The organism is Corallococcus sp. AB032C (assembly GCF_003668935.1).
Lineage (GTDB): Bacteria > Myxococcota > Myxococcia > Myxococcales > Myxococcaceae > Corallococcus > Corallococcus exiguus.
Genome location: NZ_RAWP01000058.1, coordinates 24,761 through 45,509 on the forward strand (window position 1 = coordinate 24,761; position 20,749 = coordinate 45,509).

The window sequence follows — 20,749 nt, forward strand, 5'->3', positions numbered from 1 at the left end:
GCTAGGGCTGCCCCCTTCCAGACGGAAGTGCCAAGGGGGCTCAAGGATGGATCGTCCTCGTTGAGTATCAAGCACTCACCCACAGCCGGACCAGTTCCAACAGCTTATCGGTATCCACCGGCTTGGGCAGGTAGTCACTCGCGCCGGCCGCCATGCACTTCTCCCGGTCGTCCTTCAGCGCCTTCGCGGTGACGGCGATGATGGGGAGGCTGGCGTACTTGGGGTCCTTGCGGATGGCACGCATGGTTTCATAGCCATCCATCTCCGGCATCATCACGTCCATCAGCACGACATCCACGTCGGGGTGCTGGCCGAGCATCTCGATGGCGGCCCGCCCGTTCTCCGCGAAGACCACCTGCATGCTGTGATTTTCCAGCACGCTGGTGAGCGCGAAGATGTTTCGCATGTCGTCATCCACCAGGAGCACCTTCTTGCCGGCCAGCGGTGCGTCCTGGTCGTTGCGCTGCGCCAGGGCCGCGCGCGCGCGCGCCGGGAGGTTCTCGTCCAGGCGGTGCAGGAAGAGCGCGGTGTCGCTGAGCAGCTGGTCGGGGCTCTTCGCGCCACTCTTCAGGATGACGCTGCCGGTGTAACGCCGCAGACGGGCCTCGTCCTTGGGCGTCAATTCACGGCCGGTGTAGACGACGATGGGCAGGTCGCGGAAGCGCTGCTGCGTCTTCACCTCCTCCACCAGCTTGATGCCGTCCATATCGGGCAACAGGAGGTCGATGACGAGGCAGTCGTACTCGTTCTCCTCCAGCTTCTGGAGGGCCTCCTGGCCGGACGCCACCGCGGTGACGACGACGTCACCTCCGTCGCTGAGCAGCTGGGTGAGGCTGTTGCGCTGCACGTCGTCGTCTTCGATGACGAGCAGGCGGCGCTCGCGCCGCTCCAGGAAGCGCGACAGCTGTCCGAAGACGCGCTCCAGCCCCTCCTTGCTCACGGGCTTGGTGAGGTAGCCGAACGCGCCCTGGGTGTTGCCCAGGTGCTTGTCCATCACGCTGATGATGTGGACGGGGATGTGGCGCGTGCGCGGGTTGCGCTTGAGGCGGTCCAGCACGCTCCAGCCGTCCACCACGGGCAACTGGATGTCCAGGGTGATGGCGTCCGGCTGGTACTCGTGCGCCATGGACAGGCCGCTGTCACCGCGCGTGGCGACCAGGGCCTTGAAGCCCTTCTCGCGCGCCATCTGCACCATGATGCGGGCGAACTTCAGGTCGTCCTCGATGATGAGCAAGGTGCGGTCGCCCTCGCGGATGAGCTCGCGGTCGTCCTCCACCACGACGGGCGTGTGCGAGCCCTCCACCTGCGGGGGCAGCGCGGCGTCCAGCACGTGGGCCTGCGGCTCGGCCACCGGAGACGGCGGCGCGAGCGGCGGCGTCGACGTGACGATGCCGGGCGTGGACGGGGTGGCGTGCGTCTCCGGCAGGGCTCCCAGCGCGCGACTGGCCTCGTCGTTGCCCTGCCCGCCCTCCTCGTCCGCGCCCTGGTACTCCGGCGGCAGGTAGAGGGTGAAGGTGCTGCCCTTGCCCGGCTCACTCTCCAGGCGGATTTCGCCACCCAGCAGCTTGGCGATTTCGCGGCTGATGGACAGGCCCAGGCCGGTGCCGCCGTACTTGCGCGCGGTGGAGCCGTCCGCCTGCTGGAACGCCTCGAAGATGATGCGCTGCTTGTCCTTGGCGATGCCGATGCCGGTGTCCTTCACGGCGAAGGCCAGCACGTGGCGCGAGCGGCGCAGCGCCTCGTGGTCGAAGCGGATGCCCTTGTCCGCCAGGCGCACGGTGAGCTTCACGCCGCCATCGTCGGTGAACTTGAAGGCGTTGGAGAGCAGGTTCTTGAGCACCTGCTGCAGCCGCTGCGGGTCCGTGCGCACATGGCGCGGCGTGCCCGTGAGCACCTCCACCTGGAAGGTGAGGCCCTTCTGGTCCGCCACCGGGCGGAAGCTGCGGTCGATGAACTGGTTGAGCTCCGTGAGGACGATGTCCCGGGGCTCCACCTGCATCTTGCCCGCCTCCACCTTGGACAGGTCGAGGATCTCATTGATGAGGCTGAGCAGGTCCCCGCCGGACGCGTAGATGGTGTTCGCGTACTCCACCTGCTTGTTGGAGAGGTTCCCGTCCTTGTTGTCCGACAGGAGCTTCGCGAGGATGAGCAGCGAGTTGAGCGGCGTGCGCAGCTCGTGGCTCATGTTGGCCAGGAACTCGCTCTTGTACTTGGAGATGATGGTGAGCTGCTCCGCCTTCTCCTCCAGGCTGACGCGCGCCAGCTCCACCTCGCGGTTCTTCTCCTCCACGCGGGTGTTCTGGTCCGCCAGCTCCTTCGCCTTGTCCTCCAGCTCGATGTTGGTGCGCTTCAACTCATCCTGCTGCTGGGTGAGCTCACGCGACTGGCTCTGGAGTTCCTGGGTCAGGCGCTGCGACTCGGAGAGCAGGGTCTCCGTGCGCATGTTCGCCATGATCATGTTGAGCACCACGCCGATGCTCTCCGTCAGCTGATCCAGGAAGATTTGGTGGATGGCGCTGAACGGGTGGAACGAGGCCAGCTCGATGACGGCCTTCACCTCGCCCTCGAAGAGGACGGGCAGGACGATGATGTTGAGCGGCGCGGACTCACCCAGCCCGGAGGAGATGGTGATGTAGTCCGACGGCACGCGCGTCAGCAGGATGGTCTTCTTCTCCAGCGCGCACTGCCCCACGAGTCCCTCGCCCAGGCGGAAGCGGTTCGCCAGGTGCTTGCGCTCCCGGTACGCGTAGGTGCTGGTGAGCTTGAGGGACGGGATGCCGCCCTCGGGGTCGGAGAGGAAGAAGGCGCCGTGGTGCGCGGACACCAGCGGGGTCAGCTCGCTCATGATGAGGCGGCTGACGGCGTCCAGGGACTTCTGGCCCTGCATCATGCCGCTGAACTTCGCCAGGTTCGTCTTGAGCCAGTCCTGCTCCTGGTTCTTCTGCGTGGTTTCACGCAGGTTGACGATCATCTGGTTGATGTTGTCCTTCAGCGCCGCGACCTCGCCTTCGGCGACGACCGTGATGCTGCGGGTCAGGTCGCCCTTGGTCACGGCGGTGGCCACGTCGGAGATGGCGCGCAGCTGGCTGGTGAGCGTACCGGCCAGCTGGTTCACGTTGTCCGTCAGCTGCCGCCACGTGCCGCGAGCGCCGGGCACGCGGGCCTGGCCGCCCAGCTTTCCTTCGATACCCACCTCGCGGGCCACCGTGGAGACCTGCTCCGCGAAGGTGCCCAGCGTGTCGGTCATGTTGTTGATGGTGTCCGCGAGCGCCGCCACCTCGCCCTTCGCGTCCACGATGAGCTTCTGGGTCAGGTCGCCGTTGGCCACCGCCGTCACCACGCGCACGATGCCGCGCACCTGGGTGGTGAGGTTGGACGCCATGAAGTTCACGTTGTCCGTGAGGTCCTTCCACGTGCCGGCCACACCGGGCACGCGGGCCTGGCCGCCCAGCTTCCCTTCCACGCCCACCTCGCGGGCCACGGAGGACACCTGCTCCGCGAAGATGCCCAGCGTGTCGGTCATGTTGTTGATGGTCTCCGCCAGGGCGGCCACTTCGCCCTTCGCGTCCACCACCAGCTTCTGCTTGAGGTCGCCGTTGGCGACGGCGGTCACCACCTTCACGATGCCGCGCACCTGCGTCGTGAGGTTGCGGGCCATGAAGTTCACGTTGTCCGTGAGGTCCTTCCACGTGCCGGACACGCCCTTCACTTCCGCCTGACCGCCCAGCTTGCCTTCCGCGCCCACTTCACGCGCCACGCGGGTCACTTCGGAAGCGAAGCTGTTCAGCTGATCCACCATCGTGTTGATGGTGTTCTTCAGCTCCAGGATTTCGCCCTTCGCGTCCACGGTGATCTTCTTGGACAGGTCACCGTTCGCGACGGCCGTGGTCACCAGCGCGATGTTTCGCACCTGGCTGGTGAGGTTGGACGCCATGCTGTTCACGTTGTCCGTGAGGTCCTTCCACGTGCCGGCGACGCCGGGCACCGCGGCCTGACCGCCCAGCTTGCCGTCCGTACCCACTTCCTTCGCGACGCGGGTCACTTCGGAAGCGAAGGCGCGGAGCTGGTCCACCATCGTGTTGATGGTGCTCTTGAGCTCCAGGATTTCGCCCCTCGCCTCCACGGAGATCTTCTGCGACAGGTCGCCGTAGGCCACCGCCGTGGTCACCTTGGCGATGTTGCGCACCTGGTCCGTGAGGTTCGCGGCGAGGACGTTCACGTTGTCCGTGAGGTCCTTCCACACGCCCGCGACGCCGGGCACCGCGGCCTGGCCGCCCAGCTTGCCCTCCGTACCCACTTCCTTACCGACGCGCGTGACTTCCGAAGCGAACGCGCGGAGCTGGTCCACCATCGTGTTGATGGTGTTCTTCAGCTCCAGCACCTCGCCTTTCACGCTCACGGTGATCTTCTGGGACAGGTCGCCGTTGGCCACCGCCGTGGTCACCTTGGCGATGTTGCGCACCTGGTCCGTGAGGTTGCCGGCGAGGACGTTCACGTTGTCCGTGAGGTCCTTCCACACGCCGGACACGCCCTTCACGTCGGCCTGACCGCCCAGCTTGCCTTCCGTACCGACTTCCTTCGCGACGCGCGTCACTTCCGCGGCGAACGCGCGGAGCTGGTCCACCATCGTGTTGATGGTGCTCTTGAGCTCCAGCACCTCGCCCTTCGCGTCCACGGTGATCTTCTTGGACAGGTCGCCGTTCGCGACCGCCGTGGTCACCTCCGCGATGTTTCGCACCTGGGCCGTGAGGTTGTTGGCCAGCAGGTTCACGTTGTTCGTGAGGTCCTTCCACGTACCCGCGACACCCGGCACCTCCGCCTGGGCGCCCAGCTTGCCTTCCACGCCCACCGTGCGCGCGACGTCCGTCACTTGCTGCGCGAAGACGGACAGCGTCTGCGTCATCGCGTTGATGGTGTCCGCGAGCGCGGCGATTTCACCCTTGGCCTCCATCACCAGCTTCTGGGACAGGTCGCCGTCCGCCACCGCCGTCACCACCTTGACGATGCCGCGCACCTGGGTGGTGAGGTTGAAGGCCATGCTGTTCACGTTGTCCGTGAGGTCCTTCCACACGCCGGACACGCCCTTCACGTCGGCCTGCCCCCCCAGCTTGCCGTCCGTGCCCACTTCCTTCGCGACGCGCGTCACTTCCGAGGCGAACGCGCGGAGCTGGTCCACCATCGTGTTGATGGTGCTCTTGAGTTCCAGCACCTCACCCTTCGCGTCGACGGTGATTTTGCGGGACAGGTCGCCCTTCGCGACCGCCGTCGTCACCTCCGCGATGTTACGGACTTGATCCGTGAGGTTGTTCGCCAACAGGTTCACGTTGTTGGTGAGGTCCTTCCACGTGCCCGCCACGCCCGGCACCACGGCCTGGGCGCCCAGCTTGCCTTCCACGCCCACCGTGCGCGCGACGTCCGTCACCTGCTGCGCGAAGATGGAGAGCGTCTGGGTCATCGCGTTGATGGTGTCCGCGAGCTCCGCCACCTCGCCCTTGGCCTCCATCTTCAGGCGCTGGGTGAGGTCGCCGTTCGCGACCGCGGTCACCACCTTGGCGATGCCTCGCACCTGGGTGGTGAGGTTGGACGCCATGAAGTTCACGTTGTCCGTGAGGTCCTTCCACGTACCGGACACGCCCTTCACTTCCGCCTGACCGCCCAGCTTGCCGTGCGTACCCACCTCGCGGGCCACGCGGGTCACTTCCGAGGCGAAGCTGTTGAGCTGGTCCACCATCGTGTTGATGGTGTTCTTCAGCTCCAGGATTTCGCCGCGCGCGTCGACGGTGATCTTCTTGGACAGGTCACCGGTGGCCACCGCCGTCGTCACCAGGGCGATGTTGCGCACCTGGGTGGTGAGGTTGGAGGCCATGCTGTTCACGTTGTCCGTGAGGTCCTTCCACGTGCCGCCGACTCCGGGCACCGCGGCCTGACCGCCCAGCTTGCCGTCCGTACCCACTTCCTTCGCGACGCGGGTCACTTCCGCGGCGAACGCGCGGAGCTGGTCCACCATCGTGTTGATGGTGCTCTTGAGCTCCAGCACCTCGCCCTTCACGTCCACCGTGATCTTCCGCGACAGGTCTCCATTGGCGACGGCGGTGGAGACCTCCGCGATGTTGCGCACCTGGCTGGTGAGGTTGGACGCCATCAGGTTCACGTTGTCCGTGAGGTCCTTCCACGTCCCCGCGGCGCCGGGCACCTGGGCCTGGGCGCCCAGCTTGCCCTCCACGCCCACCGTGCGCGCGACGCTGGTCACCTGCTGCGCGAACACGTTGAGCGTGTCCGTCATGTTGTTCAGCGTGGCACCCAGCGCGGCGATTTCACCCTGCGACGGCACCATCAGCTTCTGGGTGAGGTCACCGTTGGCGACCGCCGTCACCACCTTCACGATGCCGCGCACCTGCGTCGTGAGGTTGGACGCCATGAAGTTCACGTTGTCCGTGAGGTCCTTCCACGTGCCGGACACGCCGGACACCGCGGCCTGACCGCCCAGCTTTCCTTCCGTACCCACTTCGCGCGCGACGCGCGTCACTTCGGAGGCGAAGCTGTTGAGCTGGTCCACCATCGTGTTGATGGTGCTCTTCAGCTCCAGGACTTCGCCCTTCACGTCCACGGTGATCTTCCGGGACAGGTCGCCGCGGGCCACCGCCGTCGTCACTTCCGCGATGTTTCGCACCTGCGCGGTGAGGTTGCCGGCGAGGACGTTCACGTTGTCCGTGAGGTCCTTCCACACGCCGGACACGCCCTTCACGTCGGCCTGGCCGCCCAGCTTGCCTTCGGTGCCGACCTCCTTCGCGACGCGCGTCACTTCGGCGGCGAAGCTGTTGAGCTGATCCACCATCGCGTTCACGGTGGTGCCGATGCGGAGGAACTCGCCCTTCACGGGCTGGCCGTCGATCTCCAGCGCCATCTTCTGGGTGAGGTCGCCTTCGGCCACCGCCACCAGCACGCGGGCGACTTCCGTGGTGGGCTGCACCAGGTCGCCGATGAGGGCGTTGATGGACTGGACGCTGGTGGCCCAGTCGCCGCGCACGTCGCCCAGGTTCACGCGCTCGCCCATGCGGCCTTCGCGGCCGACCACGCGCTCCACGCGGACGATCTCGTGGGTGAGCGTGGAGTTGAGCGTCACCACCGCGTTGAACGCGCGGGCAATCTCATCCATGACCACGTCCTGCGCGCCCGACGGCAGCCGCACGGAGAAGTCGCCGCCCTGCACGGCCCGGAGCGCCGCCAGCAGCTGCTGGAGCGGAGGAGGGCCGCCGGGGCGCAGGCCGTCATCAGCGGCCGGGCGGTTGTTGCCATTGCGGCTTCGCGAGGGAGCGCGGCGGGCGGTCGCGGGCTCGGCACGCGTCGCCTCCACATTGCTCAGCCGGTTGGCCGCGACGTTGCCCTGCGAGCGGGCGCCTGGAGGGCCAGCGTCCTGGCTTGCGGCGGTGGCGGCTGTCTTTCGGCCGTTGGCGCGCTTGCGGGGAGCGGAGGAGCTGGAAGCCTTGGTGTCGTCCACGAATGAAACCCCTGATCGGCGGAAGCGTTGCGACCGGTCCTGCGAAACCGGCCCGCGATCCCAGGAACGTCCAATGAGTTCGCGGGTTTGTCGAATGTAAAGCCGGGGTGGAATGGCCACAGGTGTCAGGCAATGAACGCCGTGCCTGGGCCTGAGCCCCACCAACCCCGAAAGCCCCGGGTCGCAGTCGCGGGCCCGAGGAGAAACCTCCCCATAACAGTTTCAGGGAGGCGAGGCGGTGCAAGGGAAGCCATCGCATCCCTGCACATACAGCGCCCGCCCCGAGAGCCTTCGGGCAGGCGCGCGCGTGCGCGCGGGCACGGCCTCGCGTGCGCCGGTGCGAACGTCGAAGCGGAGTGAGCCCGGCCCTGGTGCATCCGGGGAAGCGGGGGCGCCACAGGCCAGCAGGACCTGATCCGCGGTGTCGAGCCACCACAGGAACTCCACGGTGCATGGGGCTTCCGCCCGCACCAACTCCAGCGTGCGGGCGTCGTAGACGATGACGCCGCCGCCCCACTCCACCGCCGCGAGCACGCCGCCAGGACTGATGGATAAACGGCCTCCCGGACCCGGCACCTGCGCCTGGCCCAGCACCTTGCCGTCCGGCGCCACGGAGACGAGCTGCCCGGTGGCATCCAGCGCGAGGACTCCGCCCGCATGGCCGATCAGCCATTCCGGTGGAGTGATGTCGCCCACCGGCAGCAGCGCGCCTCCCCGCTCCCGCAGCAGGTGGCCTCCGGCGGCGGCCCACAGACGGCGTGCGCCGTCGAAGGCGAGCGCGGTGGTGCCGGGGATCTCCAAGCGCGAGTGCGAGCCATCGTCGCCGCAGACCGCGACGACGCGGGGCCCGAACACCGCCGCGCGCGACGCATCCGGCGCCACGGCCCAGCCCAGCCGCGTGACCCCTTCGAGCTGCCGCGCCAGACAGTCATTGAGCGCGCCCAGGTGGGCGTCTCCGGCGGGTGAGGCGATGAGGTACGGAAGGCTGGTGGTGGAGACGTACAGCAGCAGGCCCAGGCCCGCGGCGATGACGAGCGTGAGCGGCCATGCCCGGGCGCCCACGCTCCGCGCGAGGCGCGCGCTCTTGCGGCCCGCCGCCAGATGCCCTTCCCGTCCGCTCACGCACGCTCCTCCCAGGACCGGAGGACAGCACAGAAACGGGGCGGAGACTGCTCACCGCGACACGAATGCCCGCCTGCTGGACACCCCGGACGTGGCCCACGCCCTGCAATCCGTGGAGGGCATGCCTTTCTCATGGCGTTTTCGTCGGCGGATGCGGCTCGTGGGCCTCGGACTGTGCGTGCCAGGCCTCATGTTCGTGGGGCTCCTGGCCGCGCTGGAAGGCTGGTACCGCGTGACCCTGAGGGAGCTCCCCTCGCTTCCCACTCCGCCGGACGCCACCGACCGGCTGCCGGCGAACCTCGCTCGGGTGTACTGGAGCCTGTACGAGCCCTCGGGCTCGATGACGGTGAAGCCCATGTGGCCCTGGACCGTCGCGTGGACCGTGACGCGCACCCTCGTGTCCAGGCCTCCTCGGGTGCACATGCCTTCGGGATGGAAGCTCGCGGACACGGCCGCCCGGCATTGGAGCCTGGACGGGTCACGCCACCTTCGAGGTGCCGAGCGGATGGCGCTGGGCATCTGGTTGACACGCCACTGGAACGCGGAGGAGCTGCTGGCCTTCGATGCGCGGCGGATGCCGCTGGGACATGGACTCCGCGACCTGCCCGAAGCGGCCCGGCACTTCCTGGGAAAGGAGACTGCGGACCTCACGCTGGCGGAGGCGGCACTGCTCGTGACGATGAATGATGATCCACGGTGGCGGAAGCACCCCGAATGTTTCATCGACCGTCTTCAGCCGCGAAGGGACGGACTGCTGCACCGCATGCGCGTGGCCGGCTTGCTGACATTGGAAGAAGAGGCGGAAGCACGTGCACAGCCCGTGGTCCTGAGCGCGCAGGGCGCGCGTGCGTGCAAGCCCTGTCCCGCGTGCTTCGTCCCATGAATGACCTGCGAGCTGGCGGCCTGCCTTGTGCCGGCTGGTCCCGACGGGTTGCCCTGTCCGGTGAAGCACACACCTTTACGCCTCAAGCGAGGGGAAAGGGTTCCTGACATGCGACGCTCCATTGGCACCGCGGCACTGGCTTTCAGCTTCTTGCTCTCCACCAGCGCGCTCGCCCAGCAGGTAGGCGACGGTTCGAGCCCCGGGACGACCCCCGGCTCGTCGGGCGCTTCGCCGGAGATGATCAACAGCGGGCAGACGGGCACCGCTGGCTCCTCGGGCACGGTCACTCCCGGCACCACCAACTCCACGGGCGTGCAGACGGGCAACACCGCCACTGGCACGGGTGGCTCTGGCACCGGCGTGAACCCGACTCCGGGCACCACCGGCACCGGCACCACGGGCGGTAGCACTTCCGGCACCGGCGGCACCGGGACCAGTGGCATCGGCACGGGCACCGGCACCACCGGCTCCAGCACGGACACCTACGGCACCGGGAGCACCGCTCCGTCCACGGGCACGTACACGCCGCCCTCGACGAGCACCGGCACCTACGGCGGCGCGGGCACCAGCACCACCGGCGTCGGCAGCTCCGGTAGCAACGGCACCATTGGTGGCTCCGGCAGCACCGGCACCATTGGTGGCACGGGCACCGGCACCACCGGCGCCACCGAGCCCGGCAACGAGTCCAACGGCTCGACCGTCATCAACCCGGGCGGCACCGGTACGGGCGGCACCAGCGGCACGACTGGCACGGGCGGCGTCGGAGGCACCGGCACCAGCGGCTCCGGCGGCACCATGGGCGGCGTGGGCGGCACCGGCACCGGTGGCTCCAATGGCACCATTGGCGGCCAGTAGCCTTCAGCGAGCTGCATTTGCATGACAGCCACGGCCGCCAGCCCTTCGCTGGCGGCCGTCGCCGTGTCTGGCTTTACTTCGGCGCGTCCAGACAGGCCATGGCCCGGCCCACGTACTCCATGAGCTTCGGGTCGCGGCCCTGACGCTGGGCCATCCGCGGCTCCTGCTGGTGCATCGTCTGGAGCGACTGCGCCATGCCGGGGTTGCCGCCCGTGAAGGCGCGGACGAGCTCGCGCCAGCGCGTGGCCAGGGCTCGCACCGGCTCGGACGCGGGGTCGGCGCCCTGCTCCATCTGTTCGCGCATGCTCGCGATGAGGCGGGGCCACTCGGCCTCCACCTGCTTGATGGCGTCGTCACCCATCGCCTGGCGACGGGCCTCCAGCTCCTTCAACTGCTCCGGGGTGTAGTACTTCTCGAACATGGTCATGGCCTCGATGGTCTGTAGGAAGTCGTCGGCGGAGACGGGCTCCGCCGCGCGCAGCTGCCGTGCGAGGGAATCCAGGCGGTCGCAGAGCTGGCGCTGTTCCGCCAATTGCTCCCGGGCCCGCAGGAGCCGCAGCTCCACCACGCGCAGGGCGGAGAAGTCCGCCCGGCCCAGCGTCTCGGCAATCTCCTCCAGCGAGAACCCGAGCTGCTTGAGCGACAGGATGTGACTCAGGCGGGCGATGTCCTCCGCCGTGTAGAGCCGGTGCCCCGACGCCGTGTGCGCCGAGGGCTTGAGCAACCCAATCTCGTCGTAGTGGTGCAGCGCGCGGATGGACAGCCCCGTGCGCCGGGCCAGCTCCCCGACCTTCAGCTCCGTGTGCTGCATGCCTCACCCCTTTCCAGCCACGGTCTTCGCGTGACTGGATGCCATGGGTACAACCTCACGTCGCGTGAGGTTCAAGAGGGAAAACGCACGGGGGTGGCCAGCGGCCGACAGGAATTGTTAGGGTCCCCGCACGGAACGGCGATGACCGCCGGTGGTTCCACGCACCTTGAGGAGACCTGTCCTGATGACTCCGCCCCTTGTCGTCGTCGTGGCCCTGTCCGCCACGCGGGCGCTCATCCGCTGAGCCGGTCGCATCACTGCCTTCCGTCGCAGCGCGAGCCCCGCGTCCTTCACGCCCGGAGCCCCGGAGTCCTCTCCCCGCGCCCCAGGCATCGCTCTGCCCGGAGTTCCCCAAGTGTCACTTGAAACCCTCGGCTGGGGTCCCGACCTCGACCTCGCGCTGTCCAACACCGTCTCGCAGTCGAACTCCTCCCTCGTCCCCGGGCGCGTCGTGCGCCAGCAGCGGGGACTGCTCACCGTGCAGACCGCCGGCGCGGCCTTCCTCGCGCGCGCGTCCGGACGCCTCCTCCATCAGGCCCAGGGCGTGGAGGCCCTGCCCACCGTGGGCGACTGGGTCCTCCTGCAACCGCCCGCGTCTGGTGACGGCGAGGCGCTGATGCACTCCGTGCTGCCCCGCCGCAGCCTCCTGAAGCGGCGCGAGGCGGGCAGCGAACACGACGGCCAGCTCATCGCCGCCAACGTGGACGTGGTGTTCCTCGTCGTGGGGTTGGACGGCAACTTCAACCCCCGCCGCGTCGAACGCTCCCTCACGGTGGCCTGGAACAGCGGCGCCACGCCCGTCGTGCTCCTCAGCAAGGCGGACCTCGCGGACAACGCGGCCGAGCGCGTCCTGGAGGTGGAGGCCCTGGCCCCCGGCGTGGACGTGCTCGCGGTGAGCGCGCGAACGGGCATGGGCGTGGAGGATGTGCGCGCACGGCTTCCTCCCAGCAGGACGGGCGTGCTGTTGGGCTCGTCCGGCGTGGGCAAGTCCACGCTCGCCAACCGGCTGCTGGACGCCGCGCGCCTCGTCACGCAGCCCGTGCGGCCAGAGGACGACAAGGGCCGGCACACCACCACGCACCGCGAGCTGTTCGTGCTGGATCACGGCGGCCTCATCATCGACGGGCCCGGCATGCGCGAGCTGGGCCTGTGGGGGGACGACGAGGAGGGCCTGGCCAACGCCTTCGCGGACCTCCTCGCACTGGCCACCGGCTGCCGCTTCAGCGACTGCGGCCACCAGGCTGAACCAGGCTGCGCGGTGAGGGCGGCGGTGGAGAACGGCACGATCCCCGAGGAGCGGCGCGCGAACTTCGCGAAGCTCCTGCGCGAGCAGGCCTTCCAGCACCGCCAGACGGACGCCACCGCGCAGCGCGAGCACAAGCGGGTGCAGCGCAACCAGTCCAACGCGGGCTGGGCCCGGACGCGCTCCAAGCGGCGCGGCGAATAGACAGACCCCTTCGGGCGCGGCGCGGACACCTTCGCGCGCCGCGTCCGGAGGTATTTCAGAGCCCGGGGCTCGAGTCCGGCACGGAGCCGGGCGGCGGCAGCGGCGGCGGAGTCGGGGTCTCCAGCACCGGGACCTCACCCTCCTCCGGCGCGTTCACGGAGTCCGGGACACGGGCCGGCGTCTCCTGGCCCAGGTCCTGCCGCGGATTGACGTTCTGGGACTCCGAAGCGCAGGCGTAGGCCACGGTGCGCGAGCCCACCAGGAGCGTGGGCACCAGCAGGCCGATCGCGGCGCAGTTGGCCTGTTCCTCGTCAGTGCGGTTGCCGCCAGCGCACACCGCCGACCCGATGAACGCGCCCGCCACCGCCAGGCCCGCCTGGATGAGGAAGTCGCTGGGGGTCGCGCGGCTCTGCGCCCACGCGATGCCGTTCTTGCACTCGCTGCCAGGGGGACTCGACACGGGCAACAGGCCCACCGCCGTGAACCACTGCCGGTCCTGGTGGACCTTGGGCTCCGGCCGCAGGTTCGTGACGATGCTCGTCCGATAGCAGCCCGTCTGCCCCAGCATCAGCGCCACCATCGACGCCGCCACCGCATGTGCCTTCCGCATCAATGCCCCAATCCCGGTGAGTGACCGCTCGCACCCGCGTTCAGGCCTCTGTGCCTAGCCTGAACGCGGGGGTCACCGGAAGAGGGGCGGCTCTAGCGGCGGCGCTTCACCCGCGCGGGCAGGTGTTCGAATGCCGTCTCCACCATGCCGCGCAGGCTGGCCTCGTCCATGCCCGCCTTGCCCACGGCCTCCAGCCCCCGGAAGACCGCGAGCAGCATGGCACCCAACCTCTGGGGGTCCGCGTGGGCCGCGAGGTCACCATGCGCCCGGGCCTGCTCCAGGCAGCGAACGAACGCGGCCTCCAGCCCCCGGAAGGTCTCCAGTGCCCGGTCCGCCACGTGCGCGTCCTGCGCCGCCAACTCCGACGTGCCTCGCGCCAGCAGACACCCTCGCCGGTTCGCGGGCGCCGCGGACGCGGTGGCCACGCCCAGCATGTACTGGCGCAGCCGCTCCAGCGCTCCTGCGTCCGGCCCCTCCAGCGTCTTCTTCACCGACTCCACGGAGCTCACGCAGTACGTGTCGAACACCTTCAGGAAGAGCTGATGCTTGTCGCCAAAGGCTCCGTAGAGGCTGCCCTTCCCCAGCCCCGTGGCCTGCATCAGGTCGTCCATGGACGTCGCCGCGTAGCCCTTGTTCCAGAACTGGTCGCGCACCGCCCGCAGCACCTGCGCTTCATCGAATGTCCGAGGCCGAGCCATGCCCGGAAAATAAAAGTTATTGACCGTTCGGTCCACCATTCTTAGATATGGACCACGAAGTCCATAACCAAGGAGTGGGACGATGGGCAGGCTCGACGGGAAGGTGGCGGTCGTCACGGGTGGAACCACGGGCATCGGCTTCGCGTCCGCGAAGCGCTTCGCGCAGGAGGGGGCGAAGGTGTTCCTCACCGGCCGCCGGCAGGCGGAGGTGGACCGGGCGGTGCAGGAGATTGGCCACGGCGCGGTGGGCGTGCGCGGGGACGTGTCCGTGATGGCGGACCTGGACCGGCTCTACGCGCGGGTGAAGGAGGAGGCGGGGCACCTGGACGTGGTGTTCGCCAACGCGGGCGGCGGCGAGTTCGCGGCGCTGGGCACCATCACGGAGGCGCACTTCGACCAGACGTTCAACGTCAACGTGAAGGGCACGCTGTTCTCGGTGCAGAAGGCGCTGCCCCTGTTGAAGGACGGCGGCTCCGTCATCCTGACGGGCTCCACCGCGGGCTCGGACGGCTCGGCGGCGTTCAGCGTCTACGCGGCGACGAAGGCGGCCATCCGCTCGTTCGCGCGCACCTGGGCGACGGACCTGAAGGGGCGGCGCATCCGGGTGAACACGCTCAGCCCGGGGCCCATCGACACGCCGGGACTCAACGGGCTGGCGGCCGACGCGGCGGGGGCGAAGCAGATCAAGGAGTACCTCACCAGCCTCATCCCGCTGGGACGCATGGGGCAGCCGGACGAGGTGGCGAAGGCGGCGCTGTTCCTCGCGTCGGACGACAGCAGCTTCGTCAACGGCGCGGAGCTCTTCGTGGACGGCGGCGCCGGGCAGGTCTGAGCGGCCCGGCGAGGAAGGACCGCGTCAGTCTTCCTTGCCGTCCGGGTTCGACGCGGCCAGCTTGCGCATCTTCGCGGCGAAGGGGCTCTCGCCGTTCACCGGCAGCGGGCCGCCGGCCATGCGCTGGCGGCGGTCCATGGCGAGGTGGCCCTCGGGAGGACCCTCCAGGGCTTCCTTCTCGAAGCGGTCCTGGCCACTCAGCACCCGCCCCACGGGACGGGACGAACCGACGCGACGAAAGGGATCCACGGACATGGTGCCGACCTCCGGATGACGCCCCTGTTCTACCGCGCTTCGGTCCCCGGTGCATCCCACCCCCGGGGATCCTCCAGCGCTCCGCCGATGTGCCGAAGCACCCGCGCGGCCAGGTCCACGTCGATGAGACGCGAGTCCCAGGTGCAGGTGAGCGTCATGGCCTTGCCGGGCACCAGCACCCCGTCCTGCACCACGGGCACATCCCGCACGAGCCCGGGCGCCAGCAACAGCGGCACGCGGGTGTAGGGCACCATCGCGACGAAGCCCCGCTCCAGCCCCAGTGAGCCCAGGTTCGTCACCGCCACGGAACCGAACGGGTCGAACGGCATGCCCACGCGGCGCAGGTTCACGTTCAGGCCGTACCAGACGAAGGACAACAGCCGCAGCGCGGGGCCCATCAGCCAGCCGGGCAACAGCGACGAGCGCCGCTTGCCCCGTTCGATCTCCACGTCCTCGCGCGCGCGGACCCGCGACACCCGCGACTCCATGGCGTCCGCCAGCGCCTCCAGCGACTTCTGGTCCGCGCGGTGCACGGTGGCGGTGGTCAGGTCCACGCGCGCCGAGCCGCTCGCTGGCTGCACCACCAGCACGCAGACGCCCACGTCCTCGCGCAGCCACGGGCGCTGGCCCCGGAGCACGACGTTGGCCTCCGGGTAGCGGCGCAGCGCGTCCGCCGCGGCCTTCGCCACCAGGTGCGTCACCGTCAGGCGGCGGCCCGTGAGCGTGCGGTGCGTGGCCATGAACGCGAGCGCCGGCTCCATGCGGACCTCCAGCGCCGCGTAGGCCGTGGGGTCGCGGGGCGCGCGCCACGTCCCCAACGCGAGCTTGCGCAGGGCACTGGCCGGAGACGCGGGATGGAGGTCCAGGTTCATGGAAGGTTTCTCAAGCCTTTGCACGGCGGGAGGACCGCGCGCAACCGGGACGGGCACCTGTTAGACATTGGCCCCAACGCCCCTGCCCTTCCCCTCCCTTCGAGGCCCATCCGCATGAGCACCCTCGCCCTGGTCCTGTCCCTGGCATTACAGGCCTCGCCGCCCGCGACGAAGCCCCTCCCGAAACCCGCCGCGCAGGCGGAGAAGAAGGCCCCCGCGGAGGACGTCGCCGCCGCCACCCAGGCGTGGCAGACCGAGCGGCTGCAACGCCTGACATCGCCGGACGGCTGGCTGACGCTGGTGGGGCTCACCTGGTTGAAGGAGGGCGAGCAGACGGCCGGCTCCGCTCCCGACAGCGCGGTGCCACTGCCCTCGTCGGCGCCGGCCAGGGCGGGGACCTTCGTGCGCAAGGGTGACACCGTGAGCTTCCAGCCCGTGCCGGGTGTGGCCTTCACGCTGGAGGGCAAACCCTTCACCGGCGGCGCGCTGAAGACAGACGAGAAGGAGGCGCCGGACGTGGTGCGGCTGGGCACCGTGAACTTCCAGATCATCCGCCGGAAGGACAGGCTGGGCGTGCGGATGAAGGATTCGGAGGCGGCGACGCGCAAGCAGTTCCACGGCATCCCGCTGTATCCGGCCAGCGCGGACTGGAAGGTGGAGGCGCGGCTGGTGCCGGACGACATGCCGCGCATGCTCAGCGTGCCCACGGTGCTGGGGTACGCGGAGGAGATGAAGTCCGCCGGCACGCTCGTCTTCAAGGTGGCGGGCAAGGAGTACCGCCTGACGCCCGTGGGGGAGGAGGGCTCGGACGAGCTGTTCATCGTCTTCGGCGACGAGACGAACCACGACACGACCTACGGCGCCGGCCGCTTCCTCGAAGCGCCGCTGCCGGACAAGGACGGGCGCGTCGTGCTGGACTTCAACCGCGCCTACAATCCGCCGTGCGCCTTCTCGCGCTTCGCCACCTGCCCGCTGCCTCCGCGCGGCAACCGCCTGTCCCTGCGCGTGGAAGCCGGCGAGAAGCGCGCGGGAGAGCACTGACCCCTCGAAACGCCTCCGCCCGCTTCCCTCCAGGAGGGAAACGGGCGGCGTGGGGGCGTCATCAAGCTGAAACCTCAGAGCTGGATGGTCTTCTCCACTTCCGCCATGCGGAAGCGCGCCATCGCCAGGTTCGCGTTCGCGCGGTGCAGCGCGATGTAGAGGAACAGGCCTTCGCGGGCCGCGAGCGGACGGATGATGTGGTACTGCTCGCCCAGGGTGATGAGCATGTCCTCGATGCGGTCCTTGATGCCCAGGGCCTTCATCGTCTTCAGCTTGGCGCGCATCACCTCCGTGTTGCCCGCCGCCGCCGCCTCGACGTTGAACCCCGCGGATCCGACACTTCCCAATGTCATCCCGCTGTTGGCATCCGCGAGACAGACCGCGAACGCCCCTTCAATCTTCATCGCCTCTTCCAGCGCCTGCTTCACGTTCGCCATGACTTCACCTTCCAGTAGGACGGGGGGACCGGCTGGGGACTGCGACTGCGGAACGGCAGGCTGCGTCTGCGTTGTGTCGGCCGTGAGCTCCGCCAGGTCGAACGTCAGCTGGCTGGAGTAGGAGCGCGGCTGCGGCACGAAGAGGGCCTGCGCCTCCGTCAGCCCGCAGAGCGTCTCCAACTGCACCGCCAGGTGGCGGCACAGCACGTCGCGCAGCGTGTCGCGCGGCACCAGGCCCCACGCCACCAGCGTCTCGCAGAAGTTGCCGCCACCCTTGCGGCACTCCGCCATCACCTGCTCGACGTCCTCGCGGCTCACCAGCTTCGCGTCGATGAGCGCCGTGGAGAAGCTGCGCGCGCCCGGGCCCGTAAGCACCGTCCACGCCACCTTGCGCTCCACCACGAAGATGCGCCCGGAGACCGTGGTGGACTTCACCACCACCTCGCCGCCCAGCTTGCTCTCCAGCGCTTCGTTCAACACCGCCCGGACGACCTGACGGGGCTGGGACACCACGTTTCGGGGAGCCGGATTCATTCGGGAGTCACAGTGACCGTCAGTGTTGGCGCGGTCCGTCAAGGGGGCGGGGCTGGCGAAACAATAAGCAACTACGCTGCATAATGGCAACCCAGCTGTAAAATTCAGGGATTTGATGACTCCCCTGGGGTTGGTGGAACCCCGTACAAACGTCTGAGTGTCTTGTATCGAAGAACCAAAGACAACGGAACAATGCCAGCGCAGCAAAAACCCGGCGCATGCGTCCGACAGCGCAATGCGTCGAGGGGATGCGGGGTTGTCCCCTCAACATTTTCCCTCTGAAACAGGGGCAGGCAGGCCTCTCCCCGGGGGGAAAATCCGATCCTCCGCGCGGCACGTAGAACCCCCCAGAGCGCGTGAAGCACCCTGGGGGGCTGGGTCCTGTTGGACCATGTTTCGCCCTGTTGGCCGCTCAGTGCACTGGGGGTGCGCGGTCCGCGGTGGCTTGCGGGGCCAGGGGCGACTCCAGACGTGGGGCGATGCCGTCCTTCAGCTGACGCAGCACGGCGGCGCAGAAGGCCTCCAGGTCATCCGGCTTGCGGGACGTGATGAGGTTGCCGTCCTCCACCACCTGGCGGTCCACCCAGCGCGCGCCGGCGTTGATGAGGTCCGTCTTGATGGAGGGGAACGAGGTGACGGTGCGCTCGTCCGCGATGTCCGCCTCCACCAGCATCCACGGCGCGTGGCACACGGCGGCGATGGTCTTGTCCGCCTTGAAGAAGTCGCGCACGAAGCCGACCATGCCGATGTCCATGCGAAGGTGGTCCGGCGAGTAGCCGCCGGGAATCACCAGCGCGGCGAAGTCCGCGGCCTTCACCTCCTTCACCGCCTTCTCCGTGCGGATCTCCGCGCCCTTCTTCCCCTTGAGCGTCTTGCCGGCCTCCACGCCGATGACGACGGGCTCGTGGCCCGCTTGCTTGAGCTTGTCGAAGGGGACCTGGAACTCGGAGTCCTCGAAGTCGTTCGCCACGATGAATGCGATGCGCGCCATGGAACTGCCTCCCGCTGGGCATGGGTGTCGTTGAAACCGCCCGAGCAAGGTGCCCACGACAGGGGCCGCGACAACGCCACCCGGCACCGTCTTCCAGTCCTGAGTGCGCTCGCCTGCCCCCCTTCCGGGTCGGTAGGCCGCGTTCACCAACGCTCGATTGTCGCCATGCGCTCCCGACGCCTGCTCCTGCGCGTCCGGCGTCAGCTCACGCTCTCCGCGCTGTAGCGGGCCAGCAGGCCCGTGCGCACCGCGTAGCGGTAGACCCGCTGGAACACCCAGCCCGCCAGCACGATGTCCAGGAGCGCCAGCGCGAAGCCCCAGCCGAGCGTGGCGCCGGAGAACTCGCCGCCGGCCACCAGCGTGCGCACGCCCTCGAAGACGTAGGACGGGGGCAGCAGCTTCGCCACCCACTGCATCCACTCCGGCAGCGTGGACAGCGGGTAGAAGACGCCCACGAACGGGGACAGCAGGCTGGGGATGGGCCAGACGAACCACTCGGACGCGGGGCCCAACCTCAAGACCATCGCGCTGCTGAGGATGCCCAGCGCGATGCCGAAGAGGAACAGCACCATCACGAAGGGGATGAACATCACCCCGTAGGCGGCGAAGGACAGGCCGAACACCGTGGTGGACAACAGCAGCATGACGACGAGGCCAATGGCGCTGGTCACGATGCTCGTCAGCACCAGGCCGCTCACGTACTCCGTCAGCGTGAGCGGCGCGGCGAAGACGTTGAGGAAGTTGCGCGACCAGACGTCCTCGAAGAAGCCCGTCGTCAAACCCTGCATCACGCGCGCGAAGAAGTCCCAGAGCAGCACCGCGCCCAGGAGCGCCGGCACGAAGTCGTAGCCGGAGGACGTGACCTGGTTGAGGTACCGGGTCATGAAGCCCCACAGCACCATGTCCACGGCCACCCAGGCGAACAGCGGCACCACGCGCGCGAGGTTGCCTTTGTAGAGATAGAACTGGCGCAGCGCGATGCCCGCGACGTGGTTCAGGTTCATGGCGCTTCGTTCCTCTCCAGCGCCAGCGGCTCGTTGGCCACGGCGATGAACAGCTCCTCCAGTGACGCCTTGCCGTGCTCGCGGGGCAGCGTCTTCGGGTCGCCCTCCAGCAGCACCCGGCCGCGCGCCAGGAAGAGGACGCGGTCGCAGACGGACTCCACCTCGTACATGTTGTGGGACGTCCACAGCACGCTGCTGTTGCCCGTGGCGGCGAAGGCCTTGATGCGGGTGCGGATGTCCAGCGCCGTGGCCGGATCCAGCGACGCGGTGGGTTCGTCCAACAGCAGCAGGCGCGGCTCGTTGAGCATGGCCTTGGCCAGGGACACGCGCGTCTGCTCGCCGGAGGAAAGCACGCCGCACTTGGTGTCTCGGAAGCGCTTCAGGTCGTACTCCTCCAGCAGCGTCTCGATGCGGGCGGACAGCCCCTTCACGCCGTAGATGAGGCCGAAGACGCGCAGGTTCTGGGCCACGGTGAGGTTGCCGGGCAGGGGCGAGTAGACGGCGGCGAAGTTGGTGCGGGACAGGGCCTTCACCCGCTGGGTCTCCAGGTCGGTGCCTTCGATGGCGATGGTGCCGGAGGTGGGCTGGAGCACGCCCAGGAGCATGTTGATGGTGGTGCTCTTGCCCGCGCCGTTGGGTCCCAGGAGCCCCACGATTTCGCGGCGGCGCACGTGGAAGGAGATGCCGTCCACTGCCGTGTGGGCGCCGTAGGTCTTGCGCAGGGCCGTGACGGAGAGAACCAGGGTGTCCAGCGAGCCGGATTTCATCTGGGTGCTTGCTGTACCACGCGGACGTCTCGCCGCCAGGGCGCACTTCCGGCGGGAGGCAGGCGGGCGGGGCCTCGGGGCCCGGAGACGAA

At 68.7% G+C, this 20,749-nt stretch carries 16 protein-coding genes; 5 read left to right on the forward strand and 11 right to left on the reverse strand.

The genetic code is table 11. The features are described from left to right. Positions 1 to 67 precede the first annotated feature (67 nt). Together D7X99_RS24255 and D7X99_RS24260 are read right to left on the reverse strand one after the other, a co-directional pair. Positions 68 to 7,498 carry a HAMP domain-containing protein gene (locus D7X99_RS24255; RefSeq protein WP_121779858.1) on the reverse strand — a complete coding sequence of 2,477 codons (7,431 nt, stop codon included), beginning with the start codon at positions 7,496 to 7,498 and terminating at the stop codon, positions 68 to 70. A 222-nt stretch (positions 7,499 to 7,720) separates the two neighbouring features. Continuing rightward, positions 7,721 to 8,620, reverse strand: coding sequence for a hypothetical protein (locus D7X99_RS24260; protein ID WP_121779859.1), 900 nt, complete (start codon positions 8,618 to 8,620; stop codon positions 7,721 to 7,723). Positions 8,621 to 8,780: 160 nt separating this feature from the next. Here D7X99_RS24260 and D7X99_RS24265 point away from each other — a divergent pair, with 160 nt between their 5' ends. Both D7X99_RS24265 and D7X99_RS24270 read left to right on the forward strand, forming a co-directional pair. After that, a complete protein-coding gene (locus tag D7X99_RS24265; RefSeq protein WP_158627061.1) occupies positions 8,781 to 9,503 on the forward strand; it encodes a transglycosylase domain-containing protein in 723 nt (240 codons plus the stop codon). A gap of 108 nt (positions 9,504 to 9,611) precedes the next feature. Continuing rightward, positions 9,612 to 10,358, forward strand: coding sequence for a hypothetical protein (locus D7X99_RS24270; RefSeq protein ID WP_158620630.1), 747 nt, complete (start codon positions 9,612 to 9,614; stop codon positions 10,356 to 10,358). A gap of 73 nt (positions 10,359 to 10,431) precedes the next feature. Here D7X99_RS24270 and D7X99_RS24275 read toward each other — a convergent pair whose 3' ends face one another. Then, positions 10,432 to 11,169: a MerR family transcriptional regulator gene (locus tag D7X99_RS24275; protein WP_121779861.1), complete on the reverse strand. Its 738-nt coding sequence runs from the start codon at positions 11,167 to 11,169 to the stop codon at positions 10,432 to 10,434. A gap of 355 nt (positions 11,170 to 11,524) precedes the next feature. Here D7X99_RS24275 and rsgA point away from each other — a divergent pair, with 355 nt between their 5' ends. After that, positions 11,525 to 12,616 (forward strand): ribosome small subunit-dependent GTPase A, encoded by a 1,092-nt coding sequence (gene rsgA / locus D7X99_RS24280; protein ID WP_121779862.1) that lies wholly within the window; start codon positions 11,525 to 11,527, stop codon positions 12,614 to 12,616. 55 nt (positions 12,617 to 12,671) lie between these two features. Here the strand turns inward: rsgA and D7X99_RS24285 are convergent, their stop codons facing one another. Further along, positions 12,672 to 13,226 carry a hypothetical protein gene (locus tag D7X99_RS24285; protein ID WP_121779863.1) on the reverse strand — a complete coding sequence of 185 codons (555 nt, stop codon included), beginning with the start codon at positions 13,224 to 13,226 and terminating at the stop codon, positions 12,672 to 12,674. A 92-nt stretch (positions 13,227 to 13,318) separates the two neighbouring features. Continuing rightward, positions 13,319 to 13,924 (reverse strand): TetR/AcrR family transcriptional regulator, encoded by a 606-nt coding sequence (locus D7X99_RS24290; RefSeq protein WP_171805235.1) that lies wholly within the window; start codon positions 13,922 to 13,924, stop codon positions 13,319 to 13,321. An 82-nt stretch (positions 13,925 to 14,006) separates the two neighbouring features. Here D7X99_RS24290 and D7X99_RS24295 point away from each other — a divergent pair, with 82 nt between their 5' ends. Then, entirely contained in the window at positions 14,007 to 14,756 is a 750-nt protein-coding gene (locus D7X99_RS24295; protein ID WP_120578951.1) for a glucose 1-dehydrogenase, read from the forward strand. 24 nt (positions 14,757 to 14,780) lie between these two features. Here D7X99_RS24295 and D7X99_RS24300 read toward each other — a convergent pair whose 3' ends face one another. Together D7X99_RS24300 and D7X99_RS24305 are read right to left on the reverse strand one after the other, a co-directional pair. After that, positions 14,781 to 15,011, reverse strand: a complete 231-nt coding sequence (locus tag D7X99_RS24300; RefSeq protein WP_120578950.1) for a hypothetical protein — start codon at positions 15,009 to 15,011, stop codon at positions 14,781 to 14,783. Positions 15,012 to 15,040: 29 nt separating this feature from the next. Further along, positions 15,041 to 15,883 carry a 2-oxo acid dehydrogenase subunit E2 gene (locus tag D7X99_RS24305; protein ID WP_121779865.1) on the reverse strand — a complete coding sequence of 281 codons (843 nt, stop codon included), beginning with the start codon at positions 15,881 to 15,883 and terminating at the stop codon, positions 15,041 to 15,043. Between the two features lie 114 nt (positions 15,884 to 15,997). Between D7X99_RS24305 and D7X99_RS24310 the strand changes: the two genes are divergently transcribed. Continuing rightward, on the forward strand, positions 15,998 to 16,924 hold the full coding sequence (locus D7X99_RS24310) for a DUF1684 domain-containing protein (protein ID WP_121779866.1): 927 nt from the start codon (positions 15,998 to 16,000) through the stop codon (positions 16,922 to 16,924). A gap of 74 nt (positions 16,925 to 16,998) precedes the next feature. On the opposite strand, the gene D7X99_RS43875 is transcribed toward D7X99_RS24310, so the two are convergent. The 4 genes from D7X99_RS43875 to D7X99_RS24330 all read right to left on the reverse strand — a co-directional run bounded on the left by D7X99_RS43875 (position 16,999) and on the right by D7X99_RS24330 (position 20,657). Beyond that, complete coding sequence (locus tag D7X99_RS43875; protein WP_121779867.1) at positions 16,999 to 17,895, reverse strand: hypothetical protein; 897 nt, start codon at positions 17,893 to 17,895, stop codon at positions 16,999 to 17,001. 412 nt (positions 17,896 to 18,307) lie between these two features. Beyond that, positions 18,308 to 18,886, reverse strand: coding sequence for a type 1 glutamine amidotransferase domain-containing protein (locus tag D7X99_RS24320; protein WP_121779868.1), 579 nt, complete (start codon positions 18,884 to 18,886; stop codon positions 18,308 to 18,310). Positions 18,887 to 19,086: 200 nt separating this feature from the next. Beyond that, the gene (locus D7X99_RS24325) at positions 19,087 to 19,890 is read right to left on the reverse strand and encodes an ABC transporter permease (RefSeq protein WP_121779869.1); all 804 of its coding nucleotides are present in this window, start codon (positions 19,888 to 19,890) and stop codon (positions 19,087 to 19,089) included. Next, complete coding sequence (locus tag D7X99_RS24330) at positions 19,887 to 20,657, reverse strand: ABC transporter ATP-binding protein (RefSeq protein ID WP_121779870.1); 771 nt, start codon at positions 20,655 to 20,657, stop codon at positions 19,887 to 19,889. The genes D7X99_RS24325 and D7X99_RS24330 overlap by 4 nt, the downstream gene beginning before the upstream one ends. Positions 20,658 to 20,749 lie beyond the last annotated feature (92 nt).

Coding starts and splice junctions, on each gene's coding strand:
- D7X99_RS24270 (WP_158620630.1), top strand. CDS start 9,612: ATGCGACGCTCCATTGGCACCGCGGCACTGGCTTTCAGCTTCTTGCTC.
- D7X99_RS24275 (WP_121779861.1), bottom strand. CDS start 11,169: ATGCAGCACACGGAGCTGAAGGTCGGGGAGCTGGCCCGGCGCACGGGG.
- D7X99_RS24285 (WP_121779863.1), bottom strand. CDS start 13,226: ATGCGGAAGGCACATGCGGTGGCGGCGTCGATGGTGGCGCTGATGCTG.
- D7X99_RS24290 (WP_171805235.1), bottom strand. CDS start 13,924: ATGGCTCGGCCTCGGACATTCGATGAAGCGCAGGTGCTGCGGGCGGTG.
- D7X99_RS24295 (WP_120578951.1), top strand. CDS start 14,007: ATGGGCAGGCTCGACGGGAAGGTGGCGGTCGTCACGGGTGGAACCACG.
- D7X99_RS24300 (WP_120578950.1), bottom strand. CDS start 15,011: ATGTCCGTGGATCCCTTTCGTCGCGTCGGTTCGTCCCGTCCCGTGGGG.
- D7X99_RS24305 (WP_121779865.1), bottom strand. CDS start 15,883: ATGAACCTGGACCTCCATCCCGCGTCTCCGGCCAGTGCCCTGCGCAAG.
- D7X99_RS24310 (WP_121779866.1), top strand. CDS start 15,998: ATGAGCACCCTCGCCCTGGTCCTGTCCCTGGCATTACAGGCCTCGCCG.
- D7X99_RS43875 (WP_121779867.1), bottom strand. CDS start 17,895: ATGAATCCGGCTCCCCGAAACGTGGTGTCCCAGCCCCGTCAGGTCGTC.
- D7X99_RS24320 (WP_121779868.1), bottom strand. CDS start 18,886: ATGGCGCGCATCGCATTCATCGTGGCGAACGACTTCGAGGACTCCGAG.
- D7X99_RS24325 (WP_121779869.1), bottom strand. CDS start 19,890: ATGAACCTGAACCACGTCGCGGGCATCGCGCTGCGCCAGTTCTATCTC.
- D7X99_RS24330 (WP_121779870.1), bottom strand. CDS start 20,657: ATGAAATCCGGCTCGCTGGACACCCTGGTTCTCTCCGTCACGGCCCTG.